13 protein-coding genes are annotated in these 19,443 nt (G+C 52.4%); 4 read left to right on the forward strand and 9 right to left on the reverse strand.

Going from position 1 to position 19,443, the window contains the following annotated elements:
- The first annotated feature begins 16 nt into the window (after positions 1-16).
- Positions 17-2,143 (forward strand): HEAT repeat domain-containing protein, encoded by a 2,127-nt coding sequence (locus tag P8N76_24305; protein ID MDG2384814.1) that lies wholly within the window; start codon positions 17-19, stop codon positions 2,141-2,143.
- A gap of 119 nt (positions 2,144-2,262) precedes the next feature.
- Here P8N76_24305 and P8N76_24310 read toward each other — a convergent pair whose 3' ends face one another.
- The 3 genes from P8N76_24310 to P8N76_24320 form a co-directional block, all read right to left on the reverse strand.
- Positions 2,263-2,766, reverse strand: a complete 504-nt coding sequence (locus P8N76_24310; protein MDG2384815.1) for a GDYXXLXY domain-containing protein — start codon at positions 2,764-2,766, stop codon at positions 2,263-2,265.
- A gap of 196 nt (positions 2,767-2,962) precedes the next feature.
- Positions 2,963-3,694: a DUF4401 domain-containing protein gene (locus P8N76_24315; GenBank protein ID MDG2384816.1), complete on the reverse strand. Its 732-nt coding sequence runs from the start codon at positions 3,692-3,694 to the stop codon at positions 2,963-2,965.
- Positions 3,695-3,814: 120 nt separating this feature from the next.
- Positions 3,815-4,663, reverse strand: coding sequence for a DUF2157 domain-containing protein (locus tag P8N76_24320; GenBank protein ID MDG2384817.1), 849 nt, complete (start codon positions 4,661-4,663; stop codon positions 3,815-3,817).
- A gap of 501 nt (positions 4,664-5,164) precedes the next feature.
- On the opposite strand from P8N76_24320, the gene P8N76_24325 reads away from it, so the two are divergent.
- Both P8N76_24325 and P8N76_24330 read left to right on the forward strand, forming a co-directional pair.
- Positions 5,165-6,610, forward strand: a complete 1,446-nt coding sequence (locus P8N76_24325) for a sulfatase (GenBank protein ID MDG2384818.1) — start codon at positions 5,165-5,167, stop codon at positions 6,608-6,610.
- A 544-nt stretch (positions 6,611-7,154) separates the two neighbouring features.
- Positions 7,155-7,868, forward strand: coding sequence for a cold shock domain-containing protein (locus P8N76_24330; protein ID MDG2384819.1), 714 nt, complete (start codon positions 7,155-7,157; stop codon positions 7,866-7,868).
- A gap of 42 nt (positions 7,869-7,910) precedes the next feature.
- On the opposite strand, the gene glgX is transcribed toward P8N76_24330, so the two are convergent.
- Complete coding sequence (gene glgX / locus P8N76_24335; GenBank protein ID MDG2384820.1) at positions 7,911-10,091, reverse strand: glycogen debranching protein GlgX; 2,181 nt, start codon at positions 10,089-10,091, stop codon at positions 7,911-7,913.
- A 578-nt stretch (positions 10,092-10,669) separates the two neighbouring features.
- Here glgX and P8N76_24340 point away from each other — a divergent pair.
- Positions 10,670-11,599: a phytanoyl-CoA dioxygenase family protein gene (locus P8N76_24340; GenBank protein MDG2384821.1), complete on the forward strand. Its 930-nt coding sequence runs from the start codon at positions 10,670-10,672 to the stop codon at positions 11,597-11,599.
- A gap of 7 nt (positions 11,600-11,606) precedes the next feature.
- Here P8N76_24340 and P8N76_24345 read toward each other — a convergent pair whose 3' ends face one another.
- From P8N76_24345 to P8N76_24365, 5 genes are all read right to left on the reverse strand, one after another.
- Complete coding sequence (locus P8N76_24345) at positions 11,607-13,091, reverse strand: DUF1080 domain-containing protein (GenBank protein MDG2384822.1); 1,485 nt, start codon at positions 13,089-13,091, stop codon at positions 11,607-11,609.
- 136 nt (positions 13,092-13,227) lie between these two features.
- Complete coding sequence (gene lpxB / locus P8N76_24350) at positions 13,228-14,400, reverse strand: lipid-A-disaccharide synthase (GenBank protein ID MDG2384823.1); 1,173 nt, start codon at positions 14,398-14,400, stop codon at positions 13,228-13,230.
- 180 nt (positions 14,401-14,580) lie between these two features.
- Positions 14,581-15,072 (reverse strand): beta-hydroxyacyl-ACP dehydratase, encoded by a 492-nt coding sequence (locus P8N76_24355; GenBank protein MDG2384824.1) that lies wholly within the window; start codon positions 15,070-15,072, stop codon positions 14,581-14,583.
- 316 nt (positions 15,073-15,388) lie between these two features.
- Entirely contained in the window at positions 15,389-17,284 is a 1,896-nt protein-coding gene (locus tag P8N76_24360; GenBank protein ID MDG2384825.1) for a tetratricopeptide repeat protein, read from the reverse strand.
- 540 nt (positions 17,285-17,824) lie between these two features.
- Complete coding sequence (locus P8N76_24365; GenBank protein MDG2384826.1) at positions 17,825-19,117, reverse strand: PQQ-like beta-propeller repeat protein; 1,293 nt, start codon at positions 19,115-19,117, stop codon at positions 17,825-17,827.
- Positions 19,118-19,443: the final 326 nt, after the last annotated feature.

Below are 19,443 nucleotides of genomic sequence, written 5' to 3' on the forward strand. Positions count from 1 at the left end.
CCAGACGGAAATAAAAATGAATATGACCTCGTTTCAAAATACAGCGTTTGCTTTTTTACTCACCTTCATCACGGGCTCGTTTGCTCAACAAACGTGCCTTGCCCAGACCGACCGAGAGGCAGAATTAATTGCGATTTTGCAGTCCGACGCTCCGGGGGCTGAAAAGGCAATTACCTGCAAACACCTTGCTGTCCATGGAACCGCCCATGCAGTTCCAGAACTCGCGAAATTACTGCCAGACCCGAAGCTCACCTCTTGGGCCCGAACTGCGTTAGAAGTCATTCCTGACGACTCGGCCGATGAAGCACTTCGATCCGCCCTAACCCATCTGGACACCGGCCGTCCGCTGATAGGAGTTATTAACTCCATCGCAACGCGTGGCGACACGGCCGCCGTTCCCGCACTAGTCGAACGGCTTCAGTCGGATCACCCAGAAGTCCGAATCGCCGCCGCCGTTGCGTTGGGAAAGATTGGCGATGCGCCGGCCCAACAGGCTCTTGAAAACGGCCTGGCAAAGCTGGCCACGCAAGCGAATCCGGGTGTTGCGGAAGGATGCATCTTGGTTGCAGAACAACAATACGATCGCGGAGACCTTGCTGCAGCCGCGACGCTTTACGCAAAGGTACGTGAGGCTCAGGTCGCGAAGCAACGAATGCTCGAGGCGACACGAGGGCTCATTTTAGCCCAAAACTCAGCCGAACTTCTCAGCGAGCTATTGCAATCGGAAGACAAAGATCATTTTGGACTCGGCCTGCGTACCGCACGTGAACTTCCGGGCCAGGAAATCACGGACGCGTTGGTTCAAGCTTTAGACAATGCGGAAACCAAACGTCAAAGTATGATTGTCCTCTCACTTGCCGAACGCGATCGCGACTCGGTACTTCCGGCGATCCTACGTCTTGCTGGCTCAGGAAATTCGAACGCTCGAAAAAATGCGTTCCTTGTGCTCGGCAATGTGGGCAATGCATCCACCGTCGATACTCTCCTCGATGGCGCCTCCGATGCGGATGGCGAAGTGGCCGAATCGGCCAAGGACGCTCTTGCGGCCCTCACCGACCCGGCCGTCGACGCCGCCATCAAACGTCGCCTATCGGAGGCTGAGGGATCCACTCGTACGGCGATCATTGAAACCATTGGCGCTCGCCGTATCGACGCCATCTCTGACCTGCTGATCGCGGCGGATGACAGCGATCCCAAAGTTAGAACAGCCGCTCTGACCGCCTTAGGTGCCACGGTGGGACCCGATAATTTGACGGAACTGGTCCAACGCTTCACGAATCCGAAACATGCAACCGACCAGGGGACAGCGCTTAAGGCATTGACAACTGCCAGCACTCGAATGCCCGACCGTGATGCGTGTGCGACTCATTTGACAACGGCCATGAAAAATCAACCTCTCGAAACCCAAGCTGCACTCATCGCCATTCTTGGCAATGTGGGTGGCTCGAAGGCACTCCAAACCGTTGCCGCATCCGCCAATCACGAGCAGGATGCACTCAAAGATGCCGCCAGTAAAACTCTTGGCAAATGGATGACACCCGACGCAGCGCCGGTATTACTGGAACTCGCCCAGCCAAAAGCAAACGGCAAATACCAAATCCGCGCCTTGCGTGGCTACTTGCGAATCGCGCGTCAGATGCAACTCACCCCCGCCGAACGAGCAGAGATGTGCGAACAAGCACTCCGATCCGCCGGAAGAGATCAAGAGCGCGCTTTGGCTCTGCGTGTTTTGGAGATTCATCCCAGCCTGGATTCGCTCGCTGTCGCCATCAAAGCCAAACAAACCCCGGTGATCCAGGATGCGGCTCACCAAACCTCGCTGCGAGTTGCAAAAAGTCTTCCCGGACAGGCAGCCGAAGTGGCAGCAATCCTGGAGAAAGGAGGGTTAAAACCAGCAAAAATCGAAATCCTCCGGGCAACCTACGGAACCGGCGACCAATCGAAAGATGTCACCGAACATCTGCAACGAAACGTTGGTCAACTGCCGATCATCAGCCTGCCATCGGCTAGTTACAATACGGCCTTTGACGGCGATCCGGCACCTGGAGTCGTGAAACAATTGACCGTGGAATACAAGATCGATGGCAGTCAAGGCGAAGCGTCCTTCCCAGAAAATGCCGCCATCATCTTGCCCACGCCATAAGCCGGACGAAGCCGCATCTCGAACAACGCAGGGCTACGACCGCAGGCCCTGCGTTACCCTGAATGTGTCAGCCGACCCATCCACGAACCGGCGACCTCTCAACAAGGTATCATCCTACTTCAGTCGGCTTCTTCGACTTTCGAGCCTGCCTTCGTCGCCGGATCCGCATCGGTCAAATCAGCATTTCGCAGGCCGACCAACGCGCTTCCCCCACGAAGCGCGACTTTCAACTCGCCGTACTTTGCATTGGCGTAATCTTTCGCGTGGCCTTCTTGAAAGAAAAACGAATCCGTTGCGATACGTATCCCCTGGGCGCCTTTCGAGAATCTCAATCGATATTCGCCCTGCTTTAACGGACCGCCGTCATCCACCCGCACCACTTTGGCGACACGCGTTGGACTCAGTTGAACCACAAATTGACCACGTCGTTGATTTGGTGCCACCCCGTTGAGATCGTACCGCAAGGACATGTAATCTCCCTGCATCAGCGACCGCGGATCTCGCGTTTCGAGTGGAAGATAGATCGTAACTCCATTTCGGATGGTCGCCTCCTTCTTCGCGATCATGCCGTTCACCACGCCAAACACGACAAGTGTCGTCAACCAAAAGACGAGAGTTTTCATCACGAGGCCTCCTTTGCCCATTGCCGATGTTCGAGTAACAACCGGGTAACCAACAACACGGCATCACTGCCCATCAGGATCCAGCTCTTGGTGAACAAACTAATTTGCCACTCATGGTAGACGACGACAATAAATACGGAAAAAACAAGATTCCGATGCTCAACAGATAACGATCATTCCGCGCATAGCCCAGGACTCACAACCCCAGAGCAGCTAAAACTTCCGGTGTAGTGACCGCCGCCAAACAAACCGCCGCCAACACAGCGATTACCATTGGTTCTGACCTAAATGCTTTCCACCCTCCGGCAAGCCATTGATAAAGCCAGATCAGACATAACGTCAAAACGACCTTGGCAGGCCACCCAACTGCGGAAAATTGATCGGCGGGCAAGAGGGTTAACATTAATGTGCCGGGCACTGCGATCGCCATCGCACAGCCCAATGGTCGCAACACCCATAAATTCGGTCGATACATAAAGACGACGCTAAGAAGGATGAGTTCGACCAATAATTCCAGATGTATCAACGGCCAGAAATCATTGATCAACATCCAGACCGAGAGACAGACAACTGCCAATAAACAAGACAGAAATCGATGTGAATCATCGTCGTAAAGTGGATAGAGCACTAGGCAAAGTAAGATCGAAGCGATGGCCACGCTGCCTCCTGCCATCTCGCCTCCCCAAAGATTGGCCGCATCGATAAGTATCAACCCATGTGCGAGAGTACTGATCGCCAATGCAAGCTTAACCCAGAATAAATGTGACTGAGTTCGACGTAATAGCGTTGCAGCGCCAAACAGTAACAAACCCGGCAACAGCGCCATGATAGGGTTATCGCTGATGAGTCCGCCCCCCCCCCTAAACAAATGCCAAAACAAAGAGTCGCTATCCAAGCACCAAAAGCCATCAAAACTTTGACAAACCACGGATCCCTTATCGCGATCTTTTCACCACAAAGATGATTTTCAATATCTGCACAGCCAGCTGCATCGACCAGACCTTGCTTTGACAATTCAGTCAACATCTTCCCGACAGTTAATGAGCTTTCAGACATCATGATGTTCAAGACTCCCAGCAATTCTCCGCAACACAAATGCTGCGGAAGTGGAGACACCAAGTACGAGCAAGCCTGTCAGTAAAAAGTCGGCCGCTTCCTCAAAATCGGTTCCCAGGTTCGTCACAAGGAACGCCAAGAGGAGGATGGATACTGACGAGACATTCAGCCCTAGACAGAACAGATCCGGGCGGCGATAGCGAAAATAGTATTGGCCAACCACGAGGCCAATCGCCAAACCAATCGCTCCCAAAAACAAACCGCCACCAATACTCGGGGCAATAATCAGTAGGAGAGATGGAATCGTGAGTGGAACCACCACTACCAGCCAGAGCACCTGCTGCCCCCAACGGTGCCTAAGCCACTCCACTCCTCTTTGCAATCCAACCTCTCGCGCTAGGAGCCCCATCGCATTCAGCATCGCCAGCAGCAAACAGATTCCCCAGCCGAACTCTGAGTGGTCGGAAATGTCTGCCTGAAACCAAAACAAAATCAACGCCACGTTACTGACAGCCAGCCAGAAAACCCAAAGTGCAAAAAATCTCGAAATAGAAACCCAGGGAAAAATAAGCGCTGCCCAAATCGCATAGATGGGCCAAGCATCGGCGCCCGTTTGGTAGATCTGACCATAAACGGCAAGTAGAACTCCTACGAGAACACATGCGGACAACAACAACACCTTCCCGGTGATTTTTTCCAATCCATTGGCGAAGGCACCTACCGCGCAACCCCAGAGTAAACTCTCGATGATTCCGAACTTGACCACAGGATGCATTCGCTTCCAATTGAAGGCAAAGCAGAAGATCACCCCCGCCAATAGAAGCGCCGATCCAACAAACAACAAACATCGGCTCGCCAAACGCTACCATGGGTGGCCCTGAGAACTCCACTCAAGCGCAGCGTCCCGAGCTCAATCATCAATCAGACCTGCCACGTAAAGTTCTTCGATCGTTTTCTGATGAACAGGAAGACGGAGAACTTCTTGCCTTAAACCAATCAAGTCGATGGATTTTGACATCTAGGTTGATTCTCAACTTTCATCCATCACGAGACGTTCTTAACTAATCAGCAACAGACTATGGGCAAGCACGACTCCAACTCGGCTTAGCTGTCGAGAGAATCGCCATCGCTGCCTTTCTGAATCGCAAGGAATTTCGCGATTAGTTTACCACACATCTCTTTTCGACCTGACTTGTCTCGACCTAAAGAGGGCAAAACAAGATTCCAACCAAATTCGGCCTCAAGAAATGGGCCCCACGTGGCTCCGACCTTCGCATAATCAGTTAGGCTGTAACGGGCAGCAGGCTTGCATCACCGTCTATCATCGTCAGAGACCAAGAACATGAAAATACATCTTTTTCTCGTTGCCTTCCTGGCCGCATCCTTCCTTTCATCACGGTGCCCGGCGGATGACGCGAAACCGAATATATTGCTACTGTGCGTTGATGATCTCCGCCCGGAGTTGGCTTGCTACGGTGCTTCCTACATCAATTCACCTCACATTGATCTTTTAGCGAAGCAGGGGCGACGATTCGCCAAGCACTATGTACAAGCTCCTACCTGCGGTGCCTCGCGATATACCTTGCTAACCGGTCAATACGGTGGGAACAATAACGGTGCTCTATTTCAACGGGCGGCAAAGATCAATACCGATCCCGCTTCCGTTGCCCCCAGTATGCCAAACTGGTTTCGTCAACAGGGGTACACCACGGTTTCGATCGGTAAGGTTTCTCATCACCCCGGTGGGCGTGGCGGAAAAGACTGGAATGACGCCGACCAACCTGAAATGCCCGAATCCTGGGATCGACATCTTTTACCCGCCGGGGCTTGGCTGCACCCCCGAGGCTGGATGCACGGCCTCGCGAAGGGTGAAATTCGCCTAAAGGCGGGCGAGATGGACGTTTTTCAGTCCACGATTGGCGACGACAACATTTATCCTGACGGAGTTGCAATTGACAGCGCCCTCGAACAGCTTGACCTACTTAGCTCCGATCGACAAAAGCCGTTTTTCCTAGCAATTGGAATCTTGCGACCCCACTTGCCATTGGGTGCTCCCGCGAAATATCTGGAACCTTATCGTGATGCACAACTTCCACCGACTCCCCATCCCAACAAGCCTTCCGGAAAAACGACGTGGCACGGCTCAGGCGAGTTCATGAAGTACAACCGATGGCAAAGAAACCCTAATTTGGATGCTGAATTCGCGCTGCAAGTGCGTAAGCACTACGCGGCCTGTGTTAGCTATGCCGATGCTCAAGTTGGTCGCATCCTCAATCGACTCAAGAAGACATCAGCCGCCGACAACACAATCATCATTCTCTGGGGAGACCATGGCTGGCACCTCGGAGAACATGGAGTCTGGGGGAAACACACGCTATTTGAAGAGTCTTTGCATTCGCCGCTGATTATTTACTACCCTGGAATCACGCAACCAGGCAGAGCGAGCGAAGCAGTCGTTGAATCGTTGGATCTTTTCCCAACGCTTTGTGATTTGGCCGATCTACCGGAGCCTAACTTTGTTGACGGCGTATCATTACGTCCACAACTGGAAAAACCGGAAATGGTCGGACACCCGGCCATTTCGTACAATCGCGGCGCCCAAACAATTCGCACGGCGACACATCGACTAATCGTTCACAAGGGTGGACATCTCGAACTTTACGATCATCGTTCCAACACAAAAGAAACCAAGAATATTGCCAACGCCAATCCATCCCTGGTGACAAAGTTGTCGACCATGCTCCAGAAACGGCTGCGACCAGAATCCGAATTCGGTCGCCGACCATAAAACCTAAGCCCCCCGCACCTTGGTGGGCGCAACAATCCACCGGAAAGGTACATGGTCAGTTATCGTTAACGGCTGAGTGTCTGGTGGGTGAGTAAGCGGTATCGATCATGCGTTTCCGTTGCTGAATCTCGATAATTGTCCTCATTGCGGCCCGAAGTTGACGATACATCCTCCGCTCCTCATCTGCTTGCAATTCTTTTTGTTGGTTTTGATCCATTCTGCTGAAGACCCCTTCTAGGTGTGTCAATCAAGTTGCATGTTCTACCGTTCGTATTCGAGATGAACGATTAGGCAGTTCCTCGTAGCGGTATGCCCTAAGAGTAGAAAACCCGATTTAAGGAATTCTGTCCAGCATTTCCCACAGCAGGGATCTTCTCGCCCCACCTTTCGGACTGTTTCGCAGGTCATTGAACTCCCCCCAATGGTTCCAGCAGCCCAAAACGGACAGAAAGCATATCGGATCGCGTCACCCTTCTTACAAAAGCGCACCCAGCTGTCAGTTGTCGATTGCCAGAATTGGCTGGGCCACTTACACTCAGTTCTTATGACGGCCTGGGTTCGCCAACGACGCAAATTTCCATTGGCAGTCGAATCTTCTATTTATCTGAGGGAATCCGAAAGCGTGATTGAAGGTGAAATTCAACATTTGGTGATTGAAAAAGGATTTGGATTTATCAAATCGGCGGACAGCGGTGACGATGTATTCTTTCACCAGTCGGCGGTTAACGCACCATTGGATACATTAGCACCCGGTCAGCCGGTGCGTTTCGAGTTGGATCCCAAGTCGGAAAAACCCCGAGCCGGAAGGGTACAAATAATTGCCGGTGCAAGCCCGAACAACTCTTGCACCACCTCGGACCGAAACAGCGTCAAACGTTTCACATCGAAGTCTCGTGACCCACGTTCCTCCACGTCACAGCATCGATCGCCGCGCCCACGATTCGGTCGCGCGCCTACCGATTGGAAACAGGGATTCGTGACCAAATTACATCGAAAAACTTATTCCGGATTCATCTCTTCGATAGAACATGGCCCTGAATACTTGTTTGCGGCCGAATCGGTTTCCGGCGAGAAGCAGTACTCGCGACTTTCCATCGGTGATTACGTTCAGTTCATCGTCGGCAAGCCGGACCCCGAGACCCCCAAACAGCCGATTGCAAGCGAAGTACAGGTGATCGAGAAAGACGTCAAGCATGACGGCAACAAACAACTCGCTCGCCACCCAAAAGCTCGCAAGAGAAAGCCAAGCTGGCGTTAGCCGCTCAGCCGACTGTTGAGATCATCGTTTCGCGTTCGCGAATCACTCTACACGAACCTCACTCGGAATACTTGAGCGGGAACGTTTTCCAAGAAAGTTCGTCAGGCCTTTTCGCTGCTCGAATACGGCAATCGTATGAGCCGTCAAGCGATACGACCCCATCCCGCTCAGGCGTTGGCCGTTTACTTTCGGCTGTGCAGTATCCAGCAGCAGACGCCAGTAACAGTGTTTCGGCACCTTCGGCAACTGAAAGTACCTCGTATCGCGCGAAGCATTGAACAACAGCAGCAGATTATTCCCCGCGATAACGTTACCCCGATCATCCACCTCATCCTGCATGACCCCGTTGAATTCAACTCCTAAAATCCCACTGCCGGAATTATTCCAATCCGACTCTTGCATTTCATGCCCTAATTCATTGAACCAAGCCACGTCCACCTTGTCGGAGCCAAGAATCTTTTTGCCTTGAAAGAACCGTCGTCGCCGCAAGACGGGCAACCGTTTCCGCAACCGGGTCAGCTTGCAAATGAAGTCAAAGAATTCCTGTTGGTCTGGTGTTCGCTCCCACTTCATCCAACTCAATGAATTATCTTGGCAGTAAACATTGTTGTTACCACTTTGCGTGTGACAGATTTCATCTCCACCTCGCAACATCGGCACACCCTGCGAGAACAGCAGTGTGACAGCGAAGTTGCGCATTTGTCGACGCCGAAGCTCAAGTATGTGGGTGTCATTTGTGTCGCCTTCTACTCCGCAATTCCAACTGAAATTGTGATCATCGCCATTATTATCGGAGCCATTTTGGCCATTATGTTTTTCGTTGTAGCTAACGAGATCATGCAATGAAAATCCATCGTGCGAGGTGATAAAATTAATGCTGGCGTAGGGTTTGCGCCCGCTGTTTTCGTACAAATCGCTGCTTCCGCACAACCTTGTGGCAAATTGAGCCACCGTACCGCCGCCATCTCCTCGCCAAAACTGCCTGACGGTATCTCGGTATTTGCCGTTCCATTCAGTCCAAAGGATCGGAAAATTGCCGACCTGATATCCGCCTTCTCCTAAATCCCACGGCTCGGCAATCAATTTCACCTGCGACAGAACTGGATCTTGGTGGATAATATCGAAGAATGCGCCGAGCCGATCGACGGCGTGTAACTCCCTTGCAAGCGCACTGGCGAGGTCGAATCGAAAACCATCGACATGCATTTCCTGGACCCAATACCTCAAGCTATCCATAATCAACTGCAAAACATGCGGACACTGCATATTGAGTGTGTTTCCACATCCCGTGTAGTCCATGTAGTAGCGAGGGTTCTCAGCAAGCAATCTGTAATAAGAGGCGTTGTCGATCCCGCGGAGTGAGATCGTCGGGCCGAGATGATTTCCTTCGCCCGTGTGATTGTAGACCACATCCAGTATCACCTCTAAACCCGCTCGGTGGAGTCTTCGAACCATGGTTTTAAACTCGGTGACAGACCCCATCACCGTCGAGGCGGTGTATCTGGGATCCGGAGCGAAGAAGGCCAGCGTGTTGTAGCCCCAATAGTTGGTGAGACCGCTTTCGATTAGATGCCGATCATTTACGAAGTGATGAACGGGCATTAGCTCAATGGCTGTCGCGCCAAGTCGACGAAAATGGCGTATGGCGGCGGGTGTGGCCAAACCGGCGAAAGTGCCGCGAAGGGCAGGGCGGATGTCCGGGTTTGCCAGCGTAAAGCCACGGACGTGAGTTTCATAAATGACCGTCTGATGCCATGGTGTTTTGGGGGGCCGATCACGTTTCCAGCTAAATCCAGGCTTTGAAACCACACCCAACGGCGCGCATTCCGCGTTGTTCCGACCGTCAAATGAAAGGTCCTCTCGAGCATCGCCAATCCGGTAACCAAACATCGAATCCGCCCAGCGATTCGTGCGCACCACCGCCTTGGCATACGGATCTAACAGAACCTTGTTTGCGTTGAAGCGGTGACCTGATTCAGGATCGAAGGGACCATGTACGCGGTAACCGTAAAGCTGCCCTGGACGAATACCGGGTAGATAACAGTGCCAGACCAGATCAGTCTGTTCTCGAAGCGGCACACAATAAGTCTCTTCGACGGATTGTTCCGAATCAAACAGGCAGACCTCGACACGTGTTGCGTGCGCGGAAAAGATCGCAAAATTCACGCCACGACCGTCCCACGTTGCTCCCAGCGGATAGGGCTTTCCTGGCCAAACCTTCACCTTTGTCGTCCTGCGCCGTGTCTTCAATTGGGTCCCATCTCCCGTTGATTACAAGGACTAAGCCGCCCACCCATATGCTGGATTGTGCCCATTGGTGCTGGAAACGCAACCCAATTGGGGCTTTCGCAAGTAATGAGTGGCCTTCCGTCCGTTTGCCTCCGACCGTTACCCGAACCGCCGCCCCCCCCATTTCCCGCAAACTAGAGAGAGAACGGCGCAAATCAATGCTGATCGTAAAACCCAATGCCGCGAATGGTTCCCGACGTGCAAGCGGCCTACCCTAAGATTGGACCGCGCCCTGATGGACCGCGCCCTGATGGATCGCGCCCTGATGGATCGCGCGTGGAACGACTTACCGAAACGAAGCCTCCTTGCCGATCTCATCCACTGTCAACTACCAATTTAACCGAATGCCCGCTCAATCGTCCAACTTCTGCCAAGGAGACCTTTGTGCCAAAGTTTCTTTGTGCGAGAATTCGCAACGAATCGGAAAGGAAACGCATCTCCATGAAATCCGATCGCCAGAATCAGTTGAAAGAACGGTTACCTTCACTCATCCATCAAACAATTTCATTTCCATGGCGCGCCACCATCCCAATCCAATAAGCGAGGCAATGGCTCAGGGGACTCCCGTACCAACTGATTTATTGGGTGACCTGACCGATTGCACTTCACAAGTTGATCAAGCGAACATTTTGCGCCAACGTCTTGCCGAAGACGGTTACCTGTTTCTGCGTGGTGTGGTACCACGGGATCAGGCAATGGCAGCTCGACAAGAAGTTTTCCAACGACTGTCAGAAGTCGGAGAAATCCAAGAGCCAGCTTTGTCAGGAATCGCGACAGGAACCAGTCATCGAAAGACCCGCTGCAAGGATCTGGGGAGTTTCTGGCAGAGCGTCTGCACAGGCGCTGCGCTTCGAGAGGCGACTCACGGTGCACAGATGGAAGCCACCATGTCGATGCTTCTCGACGAGCCAGCAACAGCTCACGATTTCCTCTTTCTTCGTCCCGGTCGTCCCGGTGTTAGCACGCGATTGCATTACGATTTTCCGTTTTTCGCCCGAGGTTCCCAACGGATCTACACCGCTTGGCTTGCGCTGGGTGACATCACGATCCGGGAAGGTCCGCTGATGATCGCTGAAGGATCGAATGCTTTCGAAGATCTAATTGAACCGATTCGAAAAATCGACTACGAATCATCATCATCGCCCAACGTGCAGATTATGGAAGACACGGTCAAATTCATTCGCAATCGCCATTCTCGATTTCTAACAGGCGACTTTCGCGCGGGGGATTTGATCGTTTTTGATATGTTCACGCTGCATGGCACGTTTGACAATTGCTCACCGGATAATCGCGTCCGGCTATCCTGCGACGTTCGTTGGCAACCGACCAGCGACCCGGTCGATCCCCGCTATCGCGGCGATCACCCGGCGGGAACCACCGGTGCGGGCTACGGCGAACTGAACGGGGCCAAACCGCTCACCGAAGATTGGCATGCACGCTAATCCGAGCCTAATCTTTGATGGTAATCAAACGCTCTTCTGGGTTTTCGGACAATCGTAAACCTCGCCAACGCACTTCCTGAGAAATTTTATTGGAATGCAACTGCAGGCCAATCGGACCCGGCTGACACATGGCGGGTTGCGGGTCAGTCCAATCCGCGACTTCCTGGCCGTTCACAGCCAAGCGAATCCGCGGCCCAATCGCTAAGATCTCCATTTGATTCCAGCCTTGATTATCAGCTGCCTTTGCCCTTCCATCATCCTGATAGATGGAGTTTCTTCGGTAGAGATCCCAAAAACCCCATCCTGAGGGAAACATTACCAGATGACCTTGGTACGAATACGGATCCGACTGCTTCTCGATCGGCTTTCCCCACAATGCGATCCCGCTGTGCATTTTGGAGGTCACTAAACGCCCCTCAAACACAAGTCGGAAATTGGAGAAATTCTTCTTCGACATCAAATAGGTACTGGCGGCCGGCGGATTATCTTTTCCATTCCGTGCAACGATCTCCCCATCTTCCACAGAAAAATATTCCGCTTGGCCATTCCATCCGGCCAAATTCTTGCCGTTAAAAAGCTCAATCGGTCGCTCCGCAGCAGGAAACGGTACGGTGTCCGCCCAGCTGGCGGGAGTTGGTTGCCCAAGCGCAACCGCCCCAACTAACTGGGGCACGACACCCGGCAGTTTAATCGGAGCTTCGCCAGACCCTTCATAACCGGGCTGGGGAGTGCCATCGTCCTGCAGTTTGCCACACACCCACAAGGTGCCGCGCGCGACCACGTCCAACCATTCGTCGGACATCATTGTTTCGTTGTGATGACCGAGCGTGGTCCCAAACAGTTTTGCTTTCCCGTATTCGTTGGTCCAAATCACGGGCTGATCCTGTTGCGTATCTTGCCCGTACGCCGTTGCCAAGGGCTGGCAATTAGCCCACGTCTTTTCAATCACATAGAGTTCGCCATTCGGCGTCCGCCAACTGCCGGGAAAGTGTTTCATGATCGGATGCTGGGGAGCTCGGTTAACAACATCCAATTGTCGTCCACCTCGCTCATGTCTTTTCGAGGTCACGCCTAACAACTTTCGCCATTCGTCCGTTCGAGCGTTTCGATAACTGTGCATCGAACAATGAATCACAACCAGAGGAACCCCCCGTTCGGAATGCCCCTTCACGATCCGCTCGACTAATTCAACGTCCTGCACACCTCCATAGCATTCGTTATGAACAACGACGTCATAGCCCGTCGTCCAATGATCGGTTTGGTAGATGGCCAGTTTTCGATCTCTCGGTTTTAGACCGTGAAAGACCTCCCATTCAATATTTGCCCGTTGGCTGAGCCCTTGTGTGATGATCTCATTCTGATTGGGATAGTCATGACAACAGCCTCCCGCAATCAAAAGTCCTCGAAGTGGTTTTGCTGTCTTTTTCTCTTCGGCGTTGGCAGTCAACGCGAACGCAAGCAGCGCGGCGCAAATCATCATTCGTCTCAGCATCAGAAGGCACCTTTAGACAGGTGGGCGGGGGTGAAAACAGTCCCTAATTCTAGTAAAAATCTGAGTCGATTAACAACAAGTTGTTTCACAGACTTCCAACGATTTGAGTTTGTTCCCCATTATCGCCGAAACGAAATCACGCTGCTCGACGGACCGATGGATGGTCCATATGTCGAACGATCGCATCCGCAGCTCGAGAAGTGGCACCGGCTTTGGCAACCTGATCGCGAAGATCGACCAAATTCGATCGTACAGCGTTTAGTTCGTTTTCATCATTCAGCCACGATGAAACTTTGTTGCTCACCTGCTCAATTACAGCCGCCCCATCGCCTTGGGGATAGAATTCGGGCAACAGCATTCCATCAGCCATCAGGTTAGGTAGGGAACAGTACTTACAGGTCACCAGCAACCTTACCATCAGGCCGGACATCCAGCCGAAATAGTAAATCACGACCGCAGGCGTCACGCGAGCCAATATCTCAAGACTGACCGAACCGGACACCATAAGACAACAGTCGGCCACCTGAATCACTTCCGGTGCCTTGCGCACAAAAAAGTGCACAGGCAATTCCTGCTTGGATGACGTCTCTTCTCCCAAAACCGTTTCACACTTTTGAAGATGTGACTCGCTGTAACAAGCCACGAGGAATCGAACGTCGGGGTGTTGCCGAGCCAAATTACGAATACAGGCGACCATGATCGGCCAGTTCTGCCCCACCTCATGAGTTCGAGAACCGGGCAACACAGCCACATTTCGTTTGCCATCAGTCTTCCATTGGTCCAAGAAAGATTGATCAAGAGAATGTTCTTGTATCTCATCAAAGAAAGGGTGACCGACGAATTCTGCGGAAACTCCCCGCTCCGCATACCAACGCTGTTCAAACGACAAACCGCAAAGAACATGATCCACAAACTTGCGAACCCGTTTAATTCTCCATGGAGCCCAGGCCCAGAGTTGAGGAGGAAGATAATAGAATACTCGAATGCCGTGTTTCTTCGCTTTACGGGCGATCCACCAATTGAAACCAGGGAAATCCACCAGGACAACCGCGTCCGGTCGCTCCTGTTCCATAATACGATCGGCTTGACGAATTAACTTATAAAACTGAGAGATCAACGGAAGCACGCGCAGAATCCCCATCACCGCCAAATCAGTGAGCGGGTAATGACACTGAAAGCCCTTCGCTTCCATCTGCGGCCCACCATAGCCCAACGTCTCAAGATTTGGAATTCTTTGATTCAGCTCCCCAATCAAATGTGCCGCATGCTGATCACCGCTCGGCTCACCCACCGAAAAGAAAATGCGCATCGGATCCCTCCATGGACACCTAACTCAAGTCACGACGACCGGCAATTCGATCATTTGCCGGGAAATACCCATCCGACCCCAATTTTAAAATCAAGCGAGCCGAGCTCAAATAGCGATTAAGCCGAGTTTGCTCGGTTTTTTCTCCCAATTCCCAAATCTTGCAAGCGGTTGGCCCGCCCTTCATTTCCCTTGTAACACGCTCGATTTGATGTTCGTTAACTGAAAACTGTTGCGCATGATCGTTTGATCCGCCAGCGTCACCTGCGCTGAAAAATCAAAAATGCCGCTGACCTGCTCCTGCAGGCATACCGTGGCCACCAACGTGTCGCCAGGTCTTGCAAACCCCTTGTAACGCGCTTGATTCACCTTAACCAAGACGCCGAGTGCATACTCATTAAAAAATGGGTCGCTCGTGTCAAACTCTGGCATTGGGTTGTAGCGGGCGGCAATTAACACACCGGCTGTTTGAGTCGTCAATTCCTGCATCATGGCCCCGGGGACAATCGGTGCCCCAGGGAAATGCCCGCTGATGAAAAACTCATCTCCGCGGATCGTTTTTTCGGTCACGACCTTGCTAGTGTCGATCGACAAAATTCGGTCAACCAGTAGATAGGGCGGACGATGATGAAGATATTTTTCAACGTGATTAAAACTGTGCTCGTAGATTTCCATTCTTCCTCTTTGCCTGTAGGAAACAGCCGGCTCATCGGACTGAAGTCCAACAAACGCAGGCTGAGTGTGTTTGCGTTCGGACTGTTCTGATGTCCTTGGTTTTATCGTTCGAGTTGCCGATGTTCCAGAGGCGGAAGGGCGGCGAGTGCCGAGTTCGCCCAGATCACTTATGCTGTCCGCTCGTCAAGAATTTTTCCAAAGTGCAGCCCCGTCTGCGTTTTCCACCGGAATGTGAGCAGCATGCGTCATGAGAATTCGTTGCTCAAGCTTGCGACAAACTTTTCCAGAAGTTTTATTCCATCCCGCTCAAGCACCACTATGGCTGCTTAACCTTTTGGATTGCCGCTTCCGTCGCTTGTTTGTCACCTAAAGCTGCGTAGGTGGTCGCCAAATCGCGCCAAATCGCCACGTCCTTCGTCGTAGTCGCTTGGGCTGCCAGGTCGGCAAGTCGCCGCGATTCGATCGGGTCGCGCAAATCCACGTCTTGAACCGACGCCAGCGCCATCGCGAGATTCACCATGCCCCGCACCGATTCCGGGTTTGCCTTTACCACTCGTCGAAAGCAGTCGATTGCATCGGCGGGACGTTGTTGCGCCATCCGAATCGAGCCTAACACTCCCAAAACATCAACGTTTTTGGGATCCAAGGTCAACGCATTCGCGTAGGCGTTCGCGGCCAAATCAAGCTGCTGCAAACGGGCGTACGTGTTGCCCAACTCTACCTGAGTCGCCGCATCATTCGGATCCAATTCAATCGCTTTTTCAAAATGCAAAGCGGCGCCCGGAAACTGCCCACGCATGGACAACGCGATTCCAAGATTTCGACGGAGATTGGCCACCTCAAGTCGCGTCGGAAGAGCGGTCTTGTAGGCTACAATCACTTCGTCCAAGGTGTCGACATCCACCACTCCTTGGGCCATCAACAGATCACCGTAGAGCATTTCGTACAGATCATACCCGGGTCTAAGATTTCGAGCTATCTGAATATGATCGAGCGCTTCATCAATCTTTTTCTCATCCGACAGGACGCTCGCCAGTAGATAGTGTGCCTTGTGGCTGTTCGGTCGAGCCGCCAAAACTGCCCGACACGCATCGACATCCGTGCGTGCCCCTCCAGCCCGTTCCCAAGTGAACAACAAGGCAACCGGTACAAGCAGGATTGCCCAGAGCAAGCCATGACGCAGGGACGGTGAAAGCCGCCATCGGCTGACGGCGGATCCAGTCGAATCCACCCCCAAGTTTTTTCGAGTTTCAGGCTCACGAATCCGCCAGATAAAACCGTCGAAATAAAAGTGAATCAAGGCAAAACCAGTGATGATCCCTAGCGCAAACTGGCCAAGCAAAACGTCGTCAATTGAACGGGCGAAAAAATCGTAGCTACCAAATCCCAGACAAAGAAAGACGTAGAGCACGGCAAGTGGCCAACGTTGCCGAAACAAATAACGCGTAAAACTGCCAGCGTCGGATTGAGCCGCTCGACCCCGATTAAACACCCACACAATCGCCAGATACTGGATGTCGTGATATCCTTCGAAAAGTCCGAAAGCAACCAGCTTGCTCGAGGAATAACCGAACGCGTAGAGGTAAAAGAAAAAAGAGACCAGCAACAACGAAATCTTCAAAATGCTGGGGGGCTGCCCCCTCCGAAACTTTCGCCCCAGATGCCACAAATAGACAACCGAAATCGTCAACGTGCCTACCAACCAGAGCTTGGTGAAAATGCCAACCATTTCGGGTGGCAGCACTCCGCCGGCGCGGTAAAACCGCATAAAAACACCGGCAGCTCCGTCCGTTTGCCAGTAGAGAACACCGAACCAGGAAATGCAAAGCGCGTAATCCAATTGGGCTGAGAGGGAATCGAAATGCTTCGCCTTGGCATCGTAAATTCGGACCAGACCGTAGGTCTGCATGAGCCAGTGCCAAGCCCCCCAACAAACGACTACCAGCAAAAACGCCTGTGATTCGTTCGCAGCCATGTAAAGCGAAAGAGGCAGAAAGAAAAGAGGTGCCAAGATAAATCTCAGCCGATATCGTCGAAACAGCTGCGGATCCCCGTACGCTCGCATCAAGCCCGGCAGGTAGTGTCCCATCGCCAGCACTGTTGCGAAGACGCTCAGTCCGGCGATGCTCCAAAATGACTGAGCAAAGCCGAATAACGGTATGAGGATCAGCGGTGTACCCAGGAAAAGCACGAAGTCTTCCCGAGGTCCCATAATCCAAGCGTTTGAAGGAACGAACTTAGCTCGCCCTTGGGAAACGGTTGCGTTTGCTACAGATGTCGCGTTTGCCATAATCAAAGTCACACGATGTGATGAAAATCACTCTTAGCCGCTTCTCCTCAACGTACTCCCCCTTAGCATTCGACTATTCCTATCCTACCGCGAAAACGGCAAAAAATCACCGGTGGAATGGAGTTAACGTCACAACTTGTACGCTGCCCCGATCCGTCTCGGCTGCGTCCCTTTGCTGATCACCAACAAATTATTCCAGCTCAGGCCGTTTTCTATCGAACACGACGTTCGCTCACAACAACATTTTGTGACTCCGATCCCGACCGCTGCCTCAGACTCCCTCGAGAAAAGAGCGGTCCCACTCGCCGCAAGCCACCAATCAAGCAAAGATCGGACCCTTTCTCACCAAAGGGCCCGCTGTCCCCGCCAGTCTCGAGAGGGGCGACGGAACTCCGACTTCGCAACCGCCTCGCTCCCTGGCGAGAACTCGACATAATCTCGCGATTGCCCCGAACTGCAGAATCAGCGGGCACGCTCCGCGTCATCCGACTTCGCCACGCTCACGCAGATGCATTCTTCGTCATTGCGAAGAAAAACACATCCATTGGAAAAAGCGGGAGCGCTCCAGACCACATCACGACCGAACGCGACGTTGGTTGGTTTTATCACATGAGCTCGACTGATTTCCTTAAATCCATCGCGTGTCAAATTGGCAATGATCAGATCTCCCTGCTCTGTAAAGAGCCAATACCGATCAGCCTGCCGCACGATAAAGGCCGTCCCCGTACGAACCGGACGTTCACCAAGTGGTTTTGCCGTTTCCCAAAGTCGCCTCCCACTTGGCAATTCCACGGCCACGAAGGTTCCATCCTGGTCAAACCCATACAGCACCCTGCCGGCTAAGATCGGTTGAACGTTCACGGGAGAAATCGCCTGTTGATGAAGATCCCGCCACACGACCTCGGCCGCCGCCTTTTGTGGATCGAGTTTAAGCAATAGATTTTTGTTCGAATAACCCCCGACATAGAGGTGATCACCGGCCACAATGGGTGACATGATGATAGATCCGTTCGTCGCTTCATAATCCACCGACCAGAATTTTCGTCCCGTATCGGGGTCGACGGACGCCACCGCATCAGGTGTCAACAAAATCAACTGCCGTTGTCCACCTGCTTGAATTATTGTTGGTGGTGAATATCCCTGTTCCAATGCCGACAAAGCACGCCACACTTCTTTTCCGGTGCGTTTATCAAAAGCAACTGCGTGGCTTCCTTCACCACCGACAATGCAAATCAATTTATCGCCGTCAATCAGCGGATGATTGGCGTAGCCCCACAGAGCGGTCTTTGTATCGTAGTCGCCAACAAGATTTCTCGACCAGAGCACCTCTCCACTTTCAGCGCGGAAACAGACAAGATCCCCCTCGCCGCCGAGTGTGTAAACCCGATCTTCATCCCAGACGGGCGTGCAGCGTGGTCCGGCCGGATAGGACATCGTGTACTTCACCGGATATTCGTGTCGCCAAATAAGTTCCCCGGTGTCTCGGTTGAGACACGATACCCGTTCGACCCCCGTGAATTCGGCTCGTTCGAAATTTGCGACCTTGACGTTTTCAGCCGTTACATAATCGGTCAGAAAAACGCGACTGTCTGCGACACTCGCTCCAGAATAGCCACCCGCGACCGGGACACGCCAAACAATGGCAGGACCTTGCTCAGGAAAAGACTCGATGATTCCATCTTCCGACCAGACATTATTCCGATCGGGCCCCATCCACTGAGGCCAATCTGCTGCCTTCACCGGGTTGCAACCCATCAGTATTCCAACCCGAGCGAACACCATCAAAGCTAAGAGGTTCCGTCGTCCAAAGAGATCTCGCATGGTCGTCAGCTACCTTTTCCATTTTTCATTTAAAAAATTTCCGCAAGTCGACGCGACCGATAATGCCGACAGTCACTGCTAAACTTCCAAAACCGTTATCCAAGCTTGTCAGCTCGGTGTCAAACATTGTTTTAGCCATCCTGAAGATTCGAGCTGGACCTTCGATCAGCTTGGCAAGGGATGCATTCCAAGAATGCCAATCGACTTATACCTGTTTCTGCCGTTTGCCTCCAATCACTGGCAATTTATCTTAAAAGTTG

The organism is Pirellulaceae bacterium (genome assembly GCA_029243025.1).
Classification (GTDB): domain Bacteria; phylum Planctomycetota; class Planctomycetia; order Pirellulales; family Pirellulaceae.

Coding starts and splice junctions, on each gene's coding strand:
- P8N76_24305 (MDG2384814.1), top strand. CDS start 17: ATGAATATGACCTCGTTTCAAAATACAGCGTTTGCTTTTTTACTCACC.
- P8N76_24310 (MDG2384815.1), bottom strand. CDS start 2,766: ATGAAAACTCTCGTCTTTTGGTTGACGACACTTGTCGTGTTTGGCGTG.
- P8N76_24325 (MDG2384818.1), top strand. CDS start 5,165: ATGAAAATACATCTTTTTCTCGTTGCCTTCCTGGCCGCATCCTTCCTT.
- P8N76_24330 (MDG2384819.1), top strand. CDS start 7,155: ATGACGGCCTGGGTTCGCCAACGACGCAAATTTCCATTGGCAGTCGAA.
- P8N76_24340 (MDG2384821.1), top strand. CDS start 10,670: ATGGCGCGCCACCATCCCAATCCAATAAGCGAGGCAATGGCTCAGGGG.
- P8N76_24345 (MDG2384822.1), bottom strand. CDS start 13,091: ATGCTGAGACGAATGATGATTTGCGCCGCGCTGCTTGCGTTCGCGTTG.
- lpxB (MDG2384823.1), bottom strand. CDS start 14,400: ATGCGCATTTTCTTTTCGGTGGGTGAGCCGAGCGGTGATCAGCATGCG.
- P8N76_24355 (MDG2384824.1), bottom strand. CDS start 15,072: ATGGAAATCTACGAGCACAGTTTTAATCACGTTGAAAAATATCTTCAT.
- P8N76_24360 (MDG2384825.1), bottom strand. CDS start 17,284: ATGGGACCTCGGGAAGACTTCGTGCTTTTCCTGGGTACACCGCTGATC.
- P8N76_24365 (MDG2384826.1), bottom strand. CDS start 19,117: ATGGGTTGCAACCCGGTGAAGGCAGCAGATTGGCCTCAGTGGATGGGG.